Source organism: Claveliimonas monacensis (assembly GCF_014982975.1).
Lineage (GTDB): Bacteria > Bacillota > Clostridia > Lachnospirales > Lachnospiraceae > Claveliimonas > Claveliimonas monacensis.
In genome coordinates, this window is sequence record NZ_JADCKL010000002.1 from 363,180 (window position 1) to 379,568 (window position 16,389).

Consider the following 16,389-nt stretch of genomic DNA (forward strand, 5'->3'; position numbering starts at 1 on the left):
TTAAGCTCCTCCTTTATTTTTATTCTTTTTCGTCTTGGTATATGGATCAAACGCCCGGCCGCTTCCCTTGTAGAAACGGCTGAACATTTCATAGTACTCCAGACGGAGAACCTGGATCCCTACTACCAGGCCTTCCATCAGACACACAAACAGGTTGCCCAGAACGATGACCACCCAGTTGGGGCTTCCCGCCTCCGCGCCGGCCAGCATCAGCACCACCTCCATCATGGCGGCGTGGCTGACTGCAAAAGCGCCGATACGTACAAAAGACAGTGTGTTGGAAAAATAGCTCAGCAGTGTCTCGAACAGTTCAAAAAATCCTTCCACGAAAAACATGGCTTTGCTTTCTTCCATTTTCTTTGCCTTCTTCTTGATCCTGTTTGTCAGCGGCTCCTTGAAAAGGATCAGAAGCAGCGGCACACCGAACATCACTGCCATGACAATGCCTGCGGGCATGCCATGTCCCGTCATAAAAAGGACGATCACAGCCACCACCGAGGCGTAGAACACAAGTCCCGCCACGCCGTTGGCGTCAAACCAGGCCCCCGCTGTGTCGTGATCCCGCAGGGCGTTTATGATGTGCAGGATCATGGCCACAATAATGAGAGCCATACCAAAGGCCACCGCCACAATGAACACAGTGTTCAGCTTGCCCACAAAGGGGAGGGTGGTCATATGGTCAATGGGCCGCAGCCACAGTGGTTCTATAATATCTTCAAATCCGAAGACGCTTCCAAACATAAATCCGAAGATGGTGGAGAAGATCCCCGCTGTGGCAATGATCCCAGCCAGAGGGGCCTTCTTGAAATGATAGATCAGCGCTCCCGCAATGACAAGGAGCAACCCCTGCCCCACATCCCCGAACATGGCTCCGAAGATAAAGGAATAGGTGATCCCCACAAACACGGTGGGATCCATCTCGCCGTGGGCCGGAAGTCCGTACATCCGCACAAACATTTCAAAAGGTTTGAAAAGCTTCGGATTTTCCAGCTTGGTTGGGGGCTCTCCAAAATAGCTGTCATGGTCGTCTTCCACCACGATGAAGATCTTGTCATCGTCCTTTGACTCCTCCATGAATTTCTCCACGTCATCGTCCGCCATCCAGCCGCACAGGATATAGTAATCTTCCTTTTTATCCGCCACCCGGGCTGCCATTTTCCGCACGTCAAAATTATGAGCAAGCTCTTCCAGCCTGTCTCTTGCCGCCACAAGGCGGGGCGCTTTCTCCCCCAGCATCGCGGCAGCTTCCTTATCTATATCGTCCATCTCTTTCTGGATGTCATAGATCTGCTGCGCCAGCTCACGGCTGGCCTGCTCTGGAGTTCCTCTGTACTCTGCCGGAATATCGATCCTCTCAAAATGCAGGGAACGGAACACAGCATCCACCTTCTGTGCCTCCCCGGGGGACACGAAGTAAGCGCCGTACACGCTTGTCGCATCCTGCTGCCCTTTGACGAAAATGGCTCCCAGGTCGTTCATCAGATATTTTTCCATCTTCTGGTACTGTTCCGCCGGCAGTTTCCCGAACCGGCAGGTAATGTACCGGAAAGAAAGGATCCTGCCAAGGTCCCCATCCATAGGGCGGAAGGGCTCGATGACCTTCTGCTTTGCCTGCAGTTCATCCTGCTTTCTTTTCAGCACATCTTTCCTGGCCTGGAAGGTAAGGTACTCCTCATTTGTGGCCCGGATCAGCTCAAAGATGTCATCCAGTCCCATGGATGTGTCCGGAGCAATCTTCTCCGGCTCATTCAGATAGCTCACATACTGCTGGGCCTTTAAAAGAGCGTCCCGGTAAGGATTGATCTCCACAAAAGGTCTTAAGTTCTCCACAGTTTTCAGCTCCGTAAGAGCTGACTCAAGCTGGATCTCATACCTGGACAGATACAGATCCATCACCCGGTCAATGTCATCCCGCGGCCCCGATATATTGATAAATTTCATTTTTACGATCATAGCTTGCGACCTCCCACATACTGCAGCGTCTCATCGGGAGAGACTCCGTAGCGGACGCACTCCATAGCTGTCGTCAGCTTCTCCAGTTCCTGCTCCTTCATAAAAAGATAGGTGTTGATGCAGGCAATGGAGTATGGATTGCTCCTCCTGTCCGTTATATAGAGATAATAGAGACAGTCCGCATACATCTTTTCTATCGTCAGCTGGTCCGTGAAGTGATAATGTCTCGCATAGGACGTCTTCGACACAGCGCGCTCAAAATCTTCCATCGTTTCCGCCTCCACCATCTCCTGCACCAGCTCTGTCCGCAGCTTATAATGGATGGGGATGAGCAGTGCATATATATCCGCCGGTTCCAGGCTGAAATATTTCTTGGCCCGGTAGATCCACTGGATATTCAGAAGATTGATCTTGGATCCGCAGTCTCTCGTAAATATCTCCAGTTCCTTGTTCTTCAGCACCTTTTTCCTGCTCTTCCACATGGATGTGAAGTAGTACAGGTTCAGGGCCAGGTCATAGTCAAAGAGAGTCACTGCCTGTCCGTCCCGGAGCTTTTTCAGTGTTCCGTAATACTCCGTATCCCTCAGGTTCTCGATGACCTCATCCGTTGTCCTGGAATGGATCAGCTTTTCAATGGAGATTTGAGAATATTTGTCGAAAAACGGCTTCTTGTAATTCAGATCAAAAGGCTCCTTGTAATGGTTGATGACAATCCGCAGGCAGTAGTTGATCAGAGCAACCTCGTACCGCTTCAGATACAGCCGCAGGAATTTTCTCTGCTCCAGACTGCAGAAACGGTAGATCTTCGTATAGTCATGATATAGGGACAGCTCCAGAAGCTTTTCAATATTCCCTCTGTGGATCAGCCCCGGATCCAGGTTCTCCAGAACCTCTTTGTAAGTGGAATTCTGGATCAGCCAGGAAACTACCTCCGGCACACTCTTCATGGCTGCGATCTTTTCAAAATCCTCTTTCCAGAGAAGCTTCGCCTCCATGGCCCTGACCTTTGTGGCGATCCCGCTGTAAGCAAGTAAATTCCCCATAAGCTACACCTCTGTCATACGGGCCAGTATCTCCTTGGCATATCTGGTATGATTTGCCTCATACTCCTGTTTAAGGAGAGCTATGGAGCCCTGGCTTCCCTCCATCTGTCCGCCAAGAAGCCTCTTCTTTTCCTCCTCCAGCTCGTCCCGGATGGCCTGCAGTTTCTTCTCTGTCTCCTCCTCCAGTTGCCTGTCAAAGGCTTTTTTTCTGTCTTCATACTCTCTGTCCAGCTCTGCCTTCTGCTCCTGAGCATGAGCCACAATGGCAGAGGCTGCATCCTCGATTTCCGTTAATCTGCCGATAACTGAGTCCATAGAAAGCCTCCTTTTTGTACGAAATGCCAATTTACTCTAATGATACACCTTTTGAAGAAAAAATCAATCACTTTCAGCAATATTTCAGCATATGAAAATAGCACTGATCTCATGTCTGAAATCAGTGCCTTTTCCCTATAAATATACTTTCAGATCCTTTGAAAATTGTTCTTCCAGCTTCACCAGCTTCTCCGCCAGGGAACGGCTCTCCCTGGATGCCTCCTTGTACCTGTTCTGTGCCTCTGTAATCCCCTGGATCCCCATATTGCAGCCGTCCATAAGAAGCTTTGCGATCTGGCTGCCGCTCTCGTCTATCAGAAGTTTGACATTGGTAGTGATCCAGGACATGGCCGAGACGGCCAGCCCGGCCTGGGGCTCCTCTTCACCTTCCTCCGCCAGAAGCCTGTCCGCTTCCCTTTCCAGATCCCTGTGCTTTTTCCTGTATCCGCTGACCAGCTCCTGCATCTTCCTGTCCTTTATATGCTCCCGTATCTGATCAATACTTTCTGCAGCCATCTTGCAGCCTTTGCTGCATTCTTCCAAAAGTTTCCTTGTCTGCTCACCCATGCGTCCTTGGCCCCTTCCTGGTATATTTGCTTTTACTGCTGCAGATAGTATGGGTTACAATTCGTATTTGTATACTCTGTAAATAAAACTTTCTTTTTCCATAGTAAAGGATCGGATCAGATTGTTCTCACTGTCATACTCTCCCCAGATGCCCTGCATGCCGCTGTCAGCCACCACATTGTCACCGATCTCCTGCACGCTGCTGACGTAGCCGGAGTAGGGAAGCTCGAAGCTTTCCACCAGCTCATAGCTGCCCGACGTCTCATCCACCAGATATTTATAATAGTAGGATGTCGTGCCGTCCACAGCTTCACTCTGGATACCGTCTATAACGCTCCAGTCAAAATCAGGCCGGGTCTCGCTGACGCCGATATTGTTGTTGAACATATAAAGGTAATACTGTCCTTCCGGCAGGCTCTCGTCTTTCACATAGGTGATAGAGTGCTGCCCGCCCTGGCTGGCGAAATCCCCGCTCTTTTCAAGCACCAGATCCGCCCATTCCGTGTCTGCCCAGACAGCGGGATCGCTGATCATATACTCCACAGCAGGCGTGCTGTAGAGATCTTTGATCTTAATGATAGAGGAGGTCTCCCTGGAGCTGAAAAGCACCTGTCCGTCTCCCATCCACTGGATCGTGTTGATGTGCATCCAGTCCAGATCTCCGTCGCTGTTCTCCACGCAGGTCTCCTTGTATGCGCCGAACAGGTCCCCCAGATCCAGCACTTCATCCACAGTTCCGTCTGTGACATTCAGCCGGACCACCACATCCTCCACACTGTTCCCTTCCTCTGTCTCCAGCTGCACTTCCTCCTGTCCCATCAGGCTTCCCATCTCGTAGGTGATAGTCTGTTCTTCCGTCTGCCCGTCTGTCCCTGTCAGTGCAAAGGTAATCTCGTTTTCCATGTCCGGCACCAGCCCGATCACCTGGTACTCATGCTCCAGCAGATAACTGCTGTCCTCTGTCAGCTGCTGTGTGTAGTCCGGGATACTTTCGTCCTCCACATGGACGGTGCAGCTCACGCTCACCGGCACATCTGTCTGAAAATAGACATACAGCGACTGGGTATTGGTCCCGAATGGATTGTACTCCACCAGCATGTCGTCAGAGGTGTATGCTTTCTCCCTTTTTTCAGCATCCAGCCCCTCTCTGATCGCGCTCTGGCTCTCCACATCGTAAATTCCCCGGATCCGGTCTCCCTCCTCCTCCAGCTCCTCCTCTGTCATCTCTTGTCCCTGTCCGGCGCTCTCCTGTTCCTGTCCTTCCTGCGCTCCGCATCCGGCGAAGCATACCGCCAAAGTCAGGACAATGCCTGTAAATACTGTTTTTCTCCGCACATTAAAATCCTCACTTTCCGATCTCTATTATACAACCGGAAACGTGAGGATTTTTTGTTCAGTCTGTGTAAATTTTATGATTTTTCTATGTCTTCCACCTGCTCTGGCGGCTCTTTCCGTTCTTCTTCTATCGCTTCCTCCTCTATGGCCTTCTCAAGATAATCGCATTCTGCCTTCTTGGGCCTTGGGATCAGCCTGGAGGCAAACTTCCCCTGCCCTCTCTTCTTTACGTAGAAATAGCCTATGAAAGAGAAGATCACAGCTCCCACAAAGTTGACGAAGAGATCCTCCATGGTGTCATTGAGGCCGATATCCAGATACCCGCCAAGGCCCAGACTTTCCCCGTTCACCGCCGCATCCGTGATATCCCGGATAATGACCGTGTGGTTGCCTCCTGTGGGGTCCAGCATGACCGTACTGATGGTGTGCAGCACGGTGTCCTTCTGCATATCCAGCAGAAAGAACTTATCCATGGCAAACTCAAAAAACTCCCACACAACGCCGATGGTCATGGAAAAACAGAAAGCCACAATGGACACAAAGACCGGCGAGAGCTGGATGGAAAATCTCTTATTCCGGTTCAGTATGTCCACAAGGGAAAATCCGATGGCTGCCATCAGAAACCCGTTCATAGTGTGAAGGATGGCATCCCACTGGGGAATACGTATGTAATAGGCCTGGATCTCACCTAAGATCTCCGCCGCAAATATAAATAGCAGCAGGATGATCTCCAGTCCGGTGGGCAGCTCGATCTTCAGATTGACCTGTATGAAGCTTGGCACAATGAGAAGCGCCAGCGTCAGCGCACACAGGAACACATTCTCAAAATTTCGGTTAAATATCTGCAGGATCATCATGACAATGACCAATGCTCTCAGGATCACATAGACTATAAAAGAACTCTTATGCTCCCGTATCTCCATGTGAAGAGCCTTTCCCATGACTCTCCAGCGTTTCTTCCACCGTTTTTCCTTTTTCATATCTATCTTCTCTTTCTGCCGCTTTTAAAGCTTTATCTCCGGTATGGCCCAGCCGTGATCCATGGGGCCGCTTCCCTTTCCAAGATCCAGTCCCGCCCGCAGAGCGCCGGAAATATAGGCCTTGGCCCTGCGGATACTCTCCTCCATGGAGTACCCTTTTGCCAGGTTGCTGGCAATGGCTGAGGACAGGGTGCATCCTGTCCCGTGTGTATTGGGATTGTCAATCCTCTCCCCCCGAAACCAGGTTGTTTCTCCTTTATAATACAGAAGATCATTGGCATCGCTGATCTGGTGGCCGCCTTTGATCAGCACCCCGCCCTGGTAGAGTTCTCCAAGACGCCTGGCCGCATCTTCCATCTCCTTCTCCCCGCTGATCTGCTGATCTGTCAGAGCCTCCGCCTCCGGAATGTTGGGCGTGATCACCGATGCAAGGGGAAGAAGCCGTTCCTTGAGGGCCTCCTGGGCCTCTTCCTCAAGGAGCCTGCTGCCGCTTGTGGAAACCATCACCGGGTCCACCACAATGTTGCGGGCCTTCCACTTCACAAGGCTGTCCGCGATCACCTCAATGAGCCGTGCCGAGGACACCATGCCGATCTTCACCGCATCCGGAAAAATATCCTCAAATATACAGTTCAGCTGATTTTCCAGAAATTCCGGCGAGGCCTCCATGATCCCATAAACGCCTGTGGTATTCTGGGCTGTCAGAGCTGTGACAGCGCTCATGGCGTAGACGCCGTTGGCCTGCATTGTCTTCATGTCCGCCTGGATGCCCGCGCCGCCGCTACAGTCACTCCCGGCTATGGTGAGTACACATTTCATTTTTCGATCTCCTTCATCTCTCTATAATCTGTGATATACACATCTGCCGCTGCCCGGATCTGCTCCATCTCCTCCGCGGCGGACGCATCTTCCATGGCAACAGTGTAAAATCCCGCCTCCCTGGCATTCTGTATCCCCTTCAGGATATCCTCAAATACGATGCTGCTGCCTGGCTTCGTTCCCAGCCGCTCTGCCGCCAGACAGTACACCTCCGGCGTGTCTTTGCCGTGGGGCGTCTCCGAGGACAGGGCAAAAGCGTGAAAATAATCATAAATGCCGTTATGTTTCAAGGCCGCCTCAAAGAGAACCGGCTCCGAGGATGTTGCGGCGGCGATCTTCACTCCCACTCTGTGGAGATATTCCAGGTACTCCGCCGCGTGAGGCTTAAGCCCGATCTCCCGCTCGTACATTCCTTTTGCCAGGGCAAACCACTCCTCCATGATGGCCGCCTCGCTCTCCTCCATGGCATACCGCTTCTTTGTGTAGGCAGCTGCCTGGGGGAAATTCATATTGGTCAGTGCCTTCAGATAACTCTCCTCAATGGGAAGCCCGTGCCGGGTCAGGAACCTGCCATCCACGCTCTCCCAGATCCACATGGAGTCCAGGATGGTTCCGTCCAGGTCAAACACCGCGCCCTCCCACATTTTCCCGTTGTATTTTATCATCTTCCGGTTCCTCTCCTGTCCTTCTCTTTTCAGCTGCGGAAACCTTCCGACAGCTCCCGGGCTGCCGCCTCTATGTCCTTCGCCGCGATCACAGCGGACACCACGGCCAGGCCGTCGATGCCGATGCCTTTAAAGTTCTGATAGGTCTGCTGGTTGATGCCGCCGATAACCACAATAGGAAGGTCAACACTCTCCCGTATCTTAAGGAGCTCCTCCCGGGAAGTCACATCTGCGTCCTCCTTCGTGCTGGTGGCGTACATGGCTCCCACGCCCAGGTAGTCCGCCCCGTCCGCAGACGCCCGGACAGCCTCCTCCACGCAGCCGGCGGAGACGCCTACGATCTTGTCCGGCCCCAGTATCCTTCTGACTTCCCCGGCCGGCAGATCGTCCTGTCCCACGTGGACACCGTCTGCGTCCACCGCCAGGGCAATATCCACCCGGTCGTTGATGATAAGGGGCACCTGGTACTTGTCAGTGATCTCCTTGATCCTCTTTGCCGTCTCATAAAACTCCAGGGACGTACAGTCCTTCTCCCGCAGCTGCACCACCGTACAGCCGCCTCTGACTGCCTGTTCCACCGCTTCCTCCAGGGTGTCCGTGCTCATAAGCCCCCGGTCCGTGCATAGATACAATGTATAGTCAATCTTATCTTTCTTCAATCTTCGCTCTCTCCCTTATGATTTTTTCATTCAGATTTCCCACAGCGTCAAGAAGCGCCATGTGAAAGCTGCCGCAGCCTATGTGTCCCGCTTTCTCAAAAGCCAGTTCCCCGGCAATACCCATGGCAGCCAGGGCCGCGCTGACTGCTGTGAGCGGATCTTTTCCTGCACCGGCAAAGGCGCCGGAAAGGACGCTGGTCATGCAGCCGGTCCCGGTGACTCTGGCCATCAGAGGGGTGCCTCCATGGATCCGGATCACCCGGCTTCCGTCTGTCACCACATCCACCGAGCCTGTGACAGCCACTGTGCAGCCCAGTCTCTCCGCCGCAGCCAGAGCCGCCTCTGTCCTGTCCCTTCCCTGGTCCGCCTCGGACACGTCTACTCCCTTTTCGCAAAAGTCCAGCCCTGCCGCAAAAGAGATCTCCGACACATTGCCCCGCAGGATGTCCACCTTGACTTCTCTGATGATCTGCGCCGCCATCTCTCTTCGGAGGCAGGATGCGCCGGCTCCCACCGGGTCCAGGATCACAGGAATCCCCGCTTCATTGGCGCTCTTCCCGGCCCGGACCATGGCCTCCAGCTTTCTCCTGGAAGGCGTACCCATATTAAGGACAAGGGCAGATGCGGACGCAGCGATCTCCCCTGTCTCCTCCGGGTCATCGGCCATGATGGGGGACGCTCCGATGGCAAGGAGGATATTGGCACAGTCATTAGCTGTCACATAGTTGGTGATGCAGTGGACAAGGGGCCGTTTCCTCTGCAGCTCTTCCACCAGAAGAGCCGCACGGACGGCCATGGTCTCTGCCTTATTTTCCCGTTTCTTGTCCTTCTCTGTCATAGTCCCGCGCATCCTGCTCTCCTCTCCGCTTTCATCCTGCTTTTCCTTTTTTACACTAATTCAGGAAGGCCTCCACGATCACGCCCTCGGCCTCCTCCTCCGTCATACCAAAGGTCCTGAGCTTGATGAGCTGCTCGTTGTTGATCCTTCCGATGGCCGCCTCATGGATGATGGCTGCGTCCAGATGGCGGGCATCGATCTCCGGAATGGAGCGCACCTGCGCTTCGTCCATAATGATGGAATCGCACTGGATGTGGGCGTGGCATTTGGCCTCTCCCACGGCCCTGGGATGGAAGACCTGTGTGGAATTTCCCTTTGCCACAGATCTGGAAATGATCTGAGCAGAGCTGTCCTCACCTCTCATGTACACGGCCATATTGGACTCTGCCTTCTGCCTGTCATGGGTCATCAGCTTCTCCACCACATAGAGCTTTGCGCCTGCCCCCATGGTCACCTCGGTCTCCCGGACTGTGGAGTCCACGCCTCTGATCTGAGCTGTGTCCAGTGTAAATACGGATTCATCCTCCATATAGATCCTGGTCACCGGGTTCAGAACGCGGGCTCCTGTTCCTTCGCCCTCCCCGTAGTGTTTTTCTTCGTAGCGCACATTGGCGCCTTTCCCTACATGGAAGGCATGGATGCCGTCATGCCGGCTCTCATTGCAACCGCTGTTATGGATACCGCATCCTGCCACGATGGTGACATCCGCGCCATCCGCAATGTAAAAATCATTGTAGACAATGTCCGTCATTCCGGAAGTACTCACTACCACAGGAATGTGTACCTGCTCTCCTTTTGTATTTCCGTCAATGTACACATCGATTCCCGGCTTGTCTTCCTTTTTCTTGATCTTGATGTGCTCCGTGCTTCCATGGCACAGGGAAACTCCGTTCTGCCTGAGATTGAAGGCGCCTTCCTGCTTGAAACCGGAGCCGCTGTCTATCTGTCTTAACACCTGTTCTGTGATCTTGTCCAATAATGCTGGCATCTGTCATCTTCTCCTCTCTTTATGCTTCTCGCTCTGCTGCCGGCTTACTGCCGGTCCATGCATGTGCAGGACGGCTCTTCCCTCAGAAGTGAGGGGAGCACTTCCTCCCTGGGGCCGATATTCTTGATCCGGCCGTCGTCGATGACCATGATCCTGTCCGCCATGCGGATGATCCGCTCCTGGTGGGAGATCAGGATCAGCATCTGGTCTTTCTTTTCATGGATCCGCTCAAACTGCTGTATGAGCATGGAAAAGCTCCACAGGTCGATCCCCGCCTCCGGCTCGTCAAAAATGCACAGCTTGTGGCTCTTGGCAAGTACTGTGGCGATCTCGATCCTCTTCATCTCGCCCCCGGACAGGGTACCATCGATCTCCCGTTTCAGGTACTCTTTGGCACACAGCCCCACGGCGCTCAGCATCCGGCAGGCCACCTGCTCCGGAAGCTGCTCTCCCGCTGCCAGGCAGAGCAGACGCTCCACGGTCATGCCCTTGAACCGTGGCGGCTGCTGAAAGGCAAAACCGATCCCTGCCTTGGCCCGGTGATCTATGTCATAATCGGATATGTCCTCTCCGTCCAGGATGATCTGTCCTGCATCCGCCTTCTCGATCCCCATAAGCACCTTTGCCAGAGTGGATTTACCGCCCCCGTTAGGCCCTGTGATGACCAGCATTTCTCCGTTCTCCACGGTAAAGCTGATATCTTTTACGATACTTCTCTCCACCCCGTTTTCGTTCACTTTAAAAGTCAGGTTCTTCACTTCAAGCATGTTCCTGATCTCCTTTCTTTTGCTGCATATTCAAGTACAGTCCTTCCGCTTCCCCTGCCTCGCGCACCAGTTCCCGGTATTTTCCCGGCGAAACGCCGGCGCTCTCCCGAAACCGCTTCACAAAGTAGCTCATATTGTTGAACCCACAGGAAAAACAGATCGCTGTGATACTGTCATCCGTTGTTTCCAGCTGCCGCATGGCCTGTCTGATCCGATAGCTGTTCAGATAACTCTTCGGGCTCTGCCCTGTGATCTTCTGAAAGCACCTGAAACACTCTGTCCTGCTGATATGCACCTGTGCTGCTACATCCTCCACCGTGATATCTTCGCTGTAGTGTTCCTGTATAAACTGCAGAATCTTCCGGGCTCTCTCCTCATAGACGATCTCGCGGGATGTCTTTTCCTCTGCATCCTGCTCTCTGGCACAGTTTCTGATGAAAATCTCCCACGCCTGGGAAAGCTGGTTTCTGAGAGTCATCTCTGTCAGCCATCCGTCCTCCCTGCTCAGGCAGTAGATCCTGCGCAGACAGACCAGCAGCTCCTCCTGCCAACCGCCGGTGCGGCGCAGCGGCTCCCCGCGCATCCTGGCATCTTCCATGACCGGTTCAATGAATTTGCGGAAGATCAAGTTCTCCGTCCCCCCGGAAAGGAACTGGGGAAGAAAGACAATGGATATGCTCTCACTGTCCTCACATTTTCCCAGAACCCGGTACATGTGGAGCACACCAGAGTTGATAAAAATCCCCTCCCCTGCTCCGATCCTGTACCTCTTTTCATTCAGCCCGCACTCCAAAGATCCCTTGAGGGCCACCGTAAACTCCATCTCAGCGTGGCAGTGCCAGTCCTCAAGATGATCCCGAAAATGAGAGAAATCATTATAATATACCTGAAAAGGGAACTCTCTGGTCCCGTGCTCCTGTATCTCACACATCTTCTGATCCACCAGGATCTGGCCCTGGCTGCGCAGATAGCTCACGTACGTCCCCTCCTTCATCAGTTTTGGTACAAATGTTATATGAAATACTCTGATTCTGACAAACACTGGATAATTCCGGCACTATAATTATATAGGATGTGTCCGGCATGTCAAGTGACCCCGGGGAATTGCACAGTACTGTACCAAAAAAGCAGCGCCGCTACAGCGCTGCCTTTCTGTAAGTCTCTCCTGTCTCCACATCTTTCCAGAAAAAGACACCATCCTCAAGCACCATGTAACTGTGAGCACTGTTCTCCTTCGGGATCGACACAGAGCCCGGATTGATATAGTATTTCCCGTCAAACTCCTCCAGTACCGGCACGTGGGTGTGACCGTGCAGGAGCACATCTCCCTGTTTCAGCATCGGCGGATTGGCTGTGTTGTGCTGGTGCCCGTGAGTCGCAAAGATCATCCGATTCCCTGCGTACAAAATGCAGTAATCTGCCAGGATCGGAAATTCCAGTACCATCTGGTCCACTTCCGTGTCACAATTGCCGCGGACACACAGGATCTCCTCCTTCATCTCATTGAGCATGGCCAGCACCTCTTTCGGCGCGTACTCACGGGGCAGGTCGTTCCTTGGGCCGTGATAGAGGATGTCTCCCAAAAGCAGCAGCTTATCCGGCTTCTCCTCCCTGTATCTCTCCAGGAGGCTCCGACAGTAATAGGCGCTCCCGTGTATGTCTGATGCGATCAGTATCTTCATTTCCTGTTCTCTCCTTCTTTCAGCTTGTCATATATTTTGTCTACGTCATAATCCGGGGCATAGTCCGCGGCGGCTTCGCAGATGAGACGTATCTTTTCCTCCGGCTCTTCCAGTGCCTCAGAAATCTCAGACACCCCTTTGTTTTTTCCCAGCTTCTTGCACACAACAGAAATAATCTGCTTCTCCGCCCCGGCTGCAAGTCCTTTTTCTTCCGACTCCCGGAGTTCATCTGCAAACAACTCTCTCAGCGCTTCGCACATATTTTTCTCCTCCTTTACGTTCTCCCAGTTGGCCCTGATAATGAGGTCCATGGCAGCCTGATACCACCTGGAATGGCTGTGCTCTTCATAGCGTTTCATCAGTTCCTCAATCTCGTTTCCCCTTTTCAGATTTCCTCTTAAATGCTGCATCCAGTAGTTATTCTCCGGTGACAATCGGGGCGGGATCAGAAGCTGCATGGGAACGGGATCCCCCTCCAAATAGTAGATCCCCTCCTCTATCCTTCTTACCTTGATTTTCCGGACCTCTTCCAGCTCGATACGCAGGGCAGCGGCAAATGCCGGAGAGTAACCGGCGTTCTTCTTTGACACGGCAGACGCCGCATGAGAATATGAGAAAAATAATGCCTGCAAACAGAATAACATACTTCCCCTGCCGCCGCAAGAATATGTGACATAAAATTTTCTCATTAAAAAGAGCAGGGCGCTGTCCGCGCCCCGCCCGCTTATCCTATATCTTATGTCTTAGTCAACCGGCTTTGTCTCGTCCGCGATATACTCGAAGAAATCAAAGTCCGCACAGTGCTGATGTTTCACTCTGTCCGCGCAGGTCAGGCCCACCATAGTGCCTGTGAACTCCCCGTACTGACAGTACTCATCAGAGAATTTTGCCGTGTCAAAGATCCGGCCGATCTTTGTGTACGTCTCCCCGTCATAGCTCCACTCGAACCAGGATTTTCTTCCCTGGATCCAGAGACGCAGGTAGATGGGACGGTCCTCCACCGGGATCCTTGTGTTCAGAAACTCTGTCTTCACGCCGTTTTCCAGGTGGATGATAGACAGGGCGCTGCCTCCCAGAGTCTCGCTGTAATATTTGCGCAGGTTAATGTAGTTCATATTGTCGTAGTAGAGGATAAGTCCCGCGCTGTGCTGGTGCACTTCCGGCTGGAATTCCATCTTTGTGGTGATCCGTGCGTAGACGCTGGTCAGCTTTCTGGCAAGGATGCTAACTTTGTTAAGGGATGTCCTGGACTCCTGGCCGCGGAGACGCACCCAGCCCGGACGGGCCTTCACATCTGCAAAGCGCCAGGGCATGATCCGGGGCGCATAGTACCAGTTGCCCAGCTCGCCGCTGTCGAAATCGTCAAAGTCGGGCACTTTTGGAAGCGGGCACTGCGGCAGAGAGCTCTCCTGTGTCTCCTCCTGGGCCAGGTTGCTGCCACTGTCCGTCCTAAGCCATCCATCATCGGTCCACTTCATCTTCTGGATAGCTGTCTCACGCCCCAGCGTGCAGCACAGTTCCGGCACAAAGGGCCTGGAAGTATGGTACACCATGTACACCTCTCCGTCCGGTGTCTCCACGTAGCTGCCATGTCCGGCTTTCTGCAGGACAGAGTCGGGATTGTAGTATTTAGGCTTCAGATGATCCGGGTTGTGCCTCTCATAGGACTCTCCCGGCACGGAGGTGAGAATGGGATTTGTGGGATCCTTCACATAGGGGCCCCACACGTTTTCTGACCGTCCCATGGTGACACAGTGATTGTAGCCCGTGCCGCCCTCCGCGCACATAATATAGTAATAACCGTTCCGCTTCGTCAGATGAGGCGCCTCGATGCAGCCTCTGTCCGTGCCGCCGTTCCAGATCCGCTTCGGATAGCCTATGATCTCTTTCTTCTGCGGATCATATTCCACCATACAGATGGCGCCCGGCTTTTCGTATCCTTCCCTTGTCTCCCACTCCAGGGCCACCACATATTTGCGGCCGTCATCATCATGGAAAAGGGATGCGTCAAATCCCGAAGAATGGAGGTACACAGGCTCGCTCCACGGACCTCTGATATCCTTTGCTGTGATGAGGAAATTATCCACATCAAAGTATCTGGCGTTCATGGAGTTCATGACGCCGTACACCACATAGAAAAGATCTTCCTCCTCACAGTAGGTCAGACAGGGTGCCCACAGGCCTTTTGCGGAGGGGAGTTTCTTCAGATCCACCTTCTCGTCGTCGGTGATCACATGAGTGTAAAGCTCCCAGTGTTTCAGATCGCGGGAATGATAGACGGGAAGCCCCGGCATCCACTCGAACGTGGATACTACGAGATAGTAGTCCTCCCCTTTTCTGCATATACACGGATCCGGATTAAATCCGGGAATGATTGGATTTGTTATCATGTCTTTCTTCTCCTTCTACGCTTCTTTTTCCTTTTTTCCGCTGTTTTTTATCACACAGCTTGCGATGGCTCTGGGCTCCAGGGAAATGCGGCAGAGTTCTCCCTCCATGCGGATCACTGCCGGCAGCTTTTCGTCCGACTTATTCATAAAAATGCAGACGATATCACCGGAAGGATTTCTCCAGGCTGTCACATCCAGCTTCTCTGTGTATCTGGTGTGGGCGATGCGGACGGCCCCGGCCTCGATAAAGTGGGCGAAATGCCAGTAGTAACGGCAGATCCTCCGCTCCTCCAGCCGTTTCTCATCCTCGTGGTAAAGGTAGGGTGAGTCGCAGAAATTATTCTGGTGGTTGGGGCCGCCTTCCCCGTCCAGCAGGATATTCCAGTCATAGAAAGCCTGCATGCCGTGATTCAGATTTCCGATCATATCGTGGGAGAGGCGAATGGCGTTCTCTGTCTCCATGTCCTTGTCGTACTTGCCAAACTCCAGGCAGCTCTCAGACAGGATCAGCTTCTTGTCCGGGTACATCTGGCGCACCAGATCCAGGGCCTCAAAGTGGTCCCCGCTGTACCAGTGGAATGCAAGGCCTGTGATCATGTCATCTGTCTCCTTATCGATCAGTCCGCTGGCACGCTCAAAGAGCCTCTCTTTGTTGTGGTCCCAGCCGAAAATCTCCACATGTTCCAGCCCTCTTTTTTTCATCTCCGGGCAGAGGTGGTCTCTTAAAAATTCTTTTTCCTCCTCCACTGTGTAGACGCAGGAGTCCCATGTCTGCACAGCGGCGGGCTCATTCTGGAGGGACATGCGCTCCACTTCATATCCTCTCTTTTCAAACTCTTCTATATACCGGCAGAGATACTTTGCCCATCTGCTGTAGTATTCCTTTTTCAGCGATCCCCCGCCAATGCGGCTTCCGTTTGTCTTCATAAATTCCGGCGGGGACCAGGCGGAAAGCATCACCTTCAGCTTCTTTCCCGCTCTCTGCTGCGCCGCCTCAAGAAGAGGGATCATATATTTTTCCGTGTGGGCAAAGGAAAATGTATCCAGGTTCTCGTCCTCTTCATCCTCCACAGCCGAATAGAGCCGGGTGGAAAAATCACAACTGTCCATATGAAGGCGCACCCGGTTGTAGTGCATGCCCTCCTCCCCGAAATACATATCCAGCAGTTCTTCCTTCTGGTCTTTGTCCATCATGGAAAAAACATAGCCGGCGGCATCTGTAACGGCTCCGCCAAAGCCTTCCATGGTCTGGTATGTGAGGCCGGGATACAGGTTCACCACTTCATTTTCCGTCCCGTCCTCCGGGACAAAATCATATACTTCCATCTTTTTGTCCGGATAGATCTTCTCCGGGCTTTCTGTCATATATAAACGCACGTTTGTCTCCT

17 protein-coding genes are annotated in these 16,389 nt (G+C 52.9%); all 17 read right to left on the minus strand.

All coding sequences use genetic code 11. The annotated features are described in order from the left end of the window. The 17 genes from INF30_RS05025 to INF30_RS05105 all read right to left on the minus strand — a co-directional run bounded on the left by INF30_RS05025 (position 1) and on the right by INF30_RS05105 (position 16,378). Complete coding sequence (locus INF30_RS05025) at positions 1-1,953, minus strand: V-type ATP synthase subunit I (protein WP_076780449.1); 1,953 nt, start codon at positions 1,951-1,953, stop codon at positions 1-3. Further along, a complete protein-coding gene (locus tag INF30_RS05030; protein ID WP_087174821.1) occupies positions 1,950-2,996 on the minus strand; it encodes a V0D/AC39 family V-type ATPase subunit in 1,047 nt (348 codons plus the stop codon). The genes INF30_RS05025 and INF30_RS05030 overlap by 4 nt, the downstream gene beginning before the upstream one ends. A 3-nt stretch (positions 2,997-2,999) precedes the next feature. Next, the gene (locus INF30_RS05035; protein ID WP_076780445.1) at positions 3,000-3,311 is read right to left on the minus strand and encodes a hypothetical protein; all 312 of its coding nucleotides are present in this window, start codon (positions 3,309-3,311) and stop codon (positions 3,000-3,002) included. A gap of 135 nt (positions 3,312-3,446) precedes the next feature. Next, positions 3,447-3,878: a hypothetical protein gene (locus INF30_RS05040; RefSeq protein WP_076780443.1), complete on the minus strand. Its 432-nt coding sequence runs from the start codon at positions 3,876-3,878 to the stop codon at positions 3,447-3,449. Positions 3,879-3,932: 54 nt separating this feature from the next. Next, the gene (locus tag INF30_RS05045; RefSeq protein WP_226394417.1) at positions 3,933-5,213 is read right to left on the minus strand and encodes an aryl-sulfate sulfotransferase; all 1,281 of its coding nucleotides are present in this window, start codon (positions 5,211-5,213) and stop codon (positions 3,933-3,935) included. Positions 5,214-5,287: 74 nt separating this feature from the next. Further along, a complete protein-coding gene (locus tag INF30_RS05050) occupies positions 5,288-6,193 on the minus strand; it encodes a hypothetical protein (protein ID WP_226394418.1) in 906 nt (301 codons plus the stop codon). A gap of 24 nt (positions 6,194-6,217) precedes the next feature. Further along, positions 6,218-7,012 (minus strand): bifunctional hydroxymethylpyrimidine kinase/phosphomethylpyrimidine kinase, encoded by a 795-nt coding sequence (thiD, locus tag INF30_RS05055; RefSeq protein WP_226394419.1) that lies wholly within the window; start codon positions 7,010-7,012, stop codon positions 6,218-6,220. Beyond that, positions 7,009-7,677 (minus strand): HAD family hydrolase, encoded by a 669-nt coding sequence (locus INF30_RS05060; protein WP_226394420.1) that lies wholly within the window; start codon positions 7,675-7,677, stop codon positions 7,009-7,011. Before INF30_RS05060 ends, thiD begins: the two co-directional genes overlap by 4 nt. A 29-nt stretch (positions 7,678-7,706) precedes the next feature. Next, positions 7,707-8,336, minus strand: coding sequence for a thiamine phosphate synthase (thiE, locus tag INF30_RS05065; protein WP_226394421.1), 630 nt, complete (start codon positions 8,334-8,336; stop codon positions 7,707-7,709). After that, positions 8,323-9,174 carry a hydroxyethylthiazole kinase gene (gene thiM / locus INF30_RS05070; protein ID WP_330391223.1) on the minus strand — a complete coding sequence of 284 codons (852 nt, stop codon included), beginning with the start codon at positions 9,172-9,174 and terminating at the stop codon, positions 8,323-8,325. The genes thiE and thiM overlap by 14 nt, the downstream gene beginning before the upstream one ends. A gap of 55 nt (positions 9,175-9,229) precedes the next feature. Beyond that, entirely contained in the window at positions 9,230-10,162 is a 933-nt protein-coding gene (locus tag INF30_RS05075; RefSeq protein WP_076780435.1) for a SufB/SufD family protein, read from the minus strand. A gap of 44 nt (positions 10,163-10,206) precedes the next feature. Further along, positions 10,207-10,929: an ABC transporter ATP-binding protein gene (locus INF30_RS05080; protein WP_076780433.1), complete on the minus strand. Its 723-nt coding sequence runs from the start codon at positions 10,927-10,929 to the stop codon at positions 10,207-10,209. Next, a complete protein-coding gene (locus tag INF30_RS05085; RefSeq protein WP_076780431.1) occupies positions 10,922-11,905 on the minus strand; it encodes an AraC family transcriptional regulator in 984 nt (327 codons plus the stop codon). Before INF30_RS05085 ends, INF30_RS05080 begins: the two co-directional genes overlap by 8 nt. A 160-nt stretch (positions 11,906-12,065) precedes the next feature. Next, the gene (yfcE, locus tag INF30_RS05090) at positions 12,066-12,611 is read right to left on the minus strand and encodes a phosphodiesterase (RefSeq protein WP_226394422.1); all 546 of its coding nucleotides are present in this window, start codon (positions 12,609-12,611) and stop codon (positions 12,066-12,068) included. Next, complete coding sequence (locus INF30_RS05095; RefSeq protein WP_226394423.1) at positions 12,608-13,201, minus strand: hypothetical protein; 594 nt, start codon at positions 13,199-13,201, stop codon at positions 12,608-12,610. Before INF30_RS05095 ends, yfcE begins: the two co-directional genes overlap by 4 nt. Before the next feature lie 153 nt (positions 13,202-13,354). Further along, complete coding sequence (locus INF30_RS05100) at positions 13,355-15,001, minus strand: glycoside hydrolase family 43 protein (protein WP_076780425.1); 1,647 nt, start codon at positions 14,999-15,001, stop codon at positions 13,355-13,357. Positions 15,002-15,016: 15 nt separating this feature from the next. After that, entirely contained in the window at positions 15,017-16,378 is a 1,362-nt protein-coding gene (locus tag INF30_RS05105; protein WP_226394424.1) for a glycoside hydrolase family 30 protein, read from the minus strand. Positions 16,379-16,389 lie beyond the last annotated feature (11 nt).

Excerpts from the sequence above, each read along its gene's own strand:
- INF30_RS05080 (WP_076780433.1), bottom strand. The coding sequence starts at position 10,929 with ATGCTTGAAGTGAAGAACCTGACTTTTAAAGTGAACGAAAACGGGGTG.
- INF30_RS05050 (WP_226394418.1), bottom strand. The coding sequence starts at position 6,193 with ATGAAAAAGGAAAAACGGTGGAAGAAACGCTGGAGAGTCATGGGAAAG.
- INF30_RS05060 (WP_226394420.1), bottom strand. The coding sequence starts at position 7,677 with ATGATAAAATACAACGGGAAAATGTGGGAGGGCGCGGTGTTTGACCTG.
- INF30_RS05035 (WP_076780445.1), bottom strand. The coding sequence starts at position 3,311 with ATGGACTCAGTTATCGGCAGATTAACGGAAATCGAGGATGCAGCCTCT.
- yfcE (WP_226394422.1), bottom strand. The coding sequence starts at position 12,611 with ATGAAGATACTGATCGCATCAGACATACACGGGAGCGCCTATTACTGT.
- thiM (WP_330391223.1), bottom strand. The coding sequence starts at position 9,174 with ATGACAGAGAAGGACAAGAAACGGGAAAATAAGGCAGAGACCATGGCC.
- INF30_RS05075 (WP_076780435.1), bottom strand. The coding sequence starts at position 10,162 with ATGCCAGCATTATTGGACAAGATCACAGAACAGGTGTTAAGACAGATA.
- INF30_RS05030 (WP_087174821.1), bottom strand. The coding sequence starts at position 2,996 with ATGGGGAATTTACTTGCTTACAGCGGGATCGCCACAAAGGTCAGGGCC.
- INF30_RS05025 (WP_076780449.1), bottom strand. The coding sequence starts at position 1,953 with ATGATCGTAAAAATGAAATTTATCAATATATCGGGGCCGCGGGATGAC.
- thiD (WP_226394419.1), bottom strand. The coding sequence starts at position 7,012 with ATGAAATGTGTACTCACCATAGCCGGGAGTGACTGTAGCGGCGGCGCG.
- INF30_RS05040 (WP_076780443.1), bottom strand. The coding sequence starts at position 3,878 with ATGGGTGAGCAGACAAGGAAACTTTTGGAAGAATGCAGCAAAGGCTGC.
- INF30_RS05100 (WP_076780425.1), bottom strand. The coding sequence starts at position 15,001 with ATGATAACAAATCCAATCATTCCCGGATTTAATCCGGATCCGTGTATA.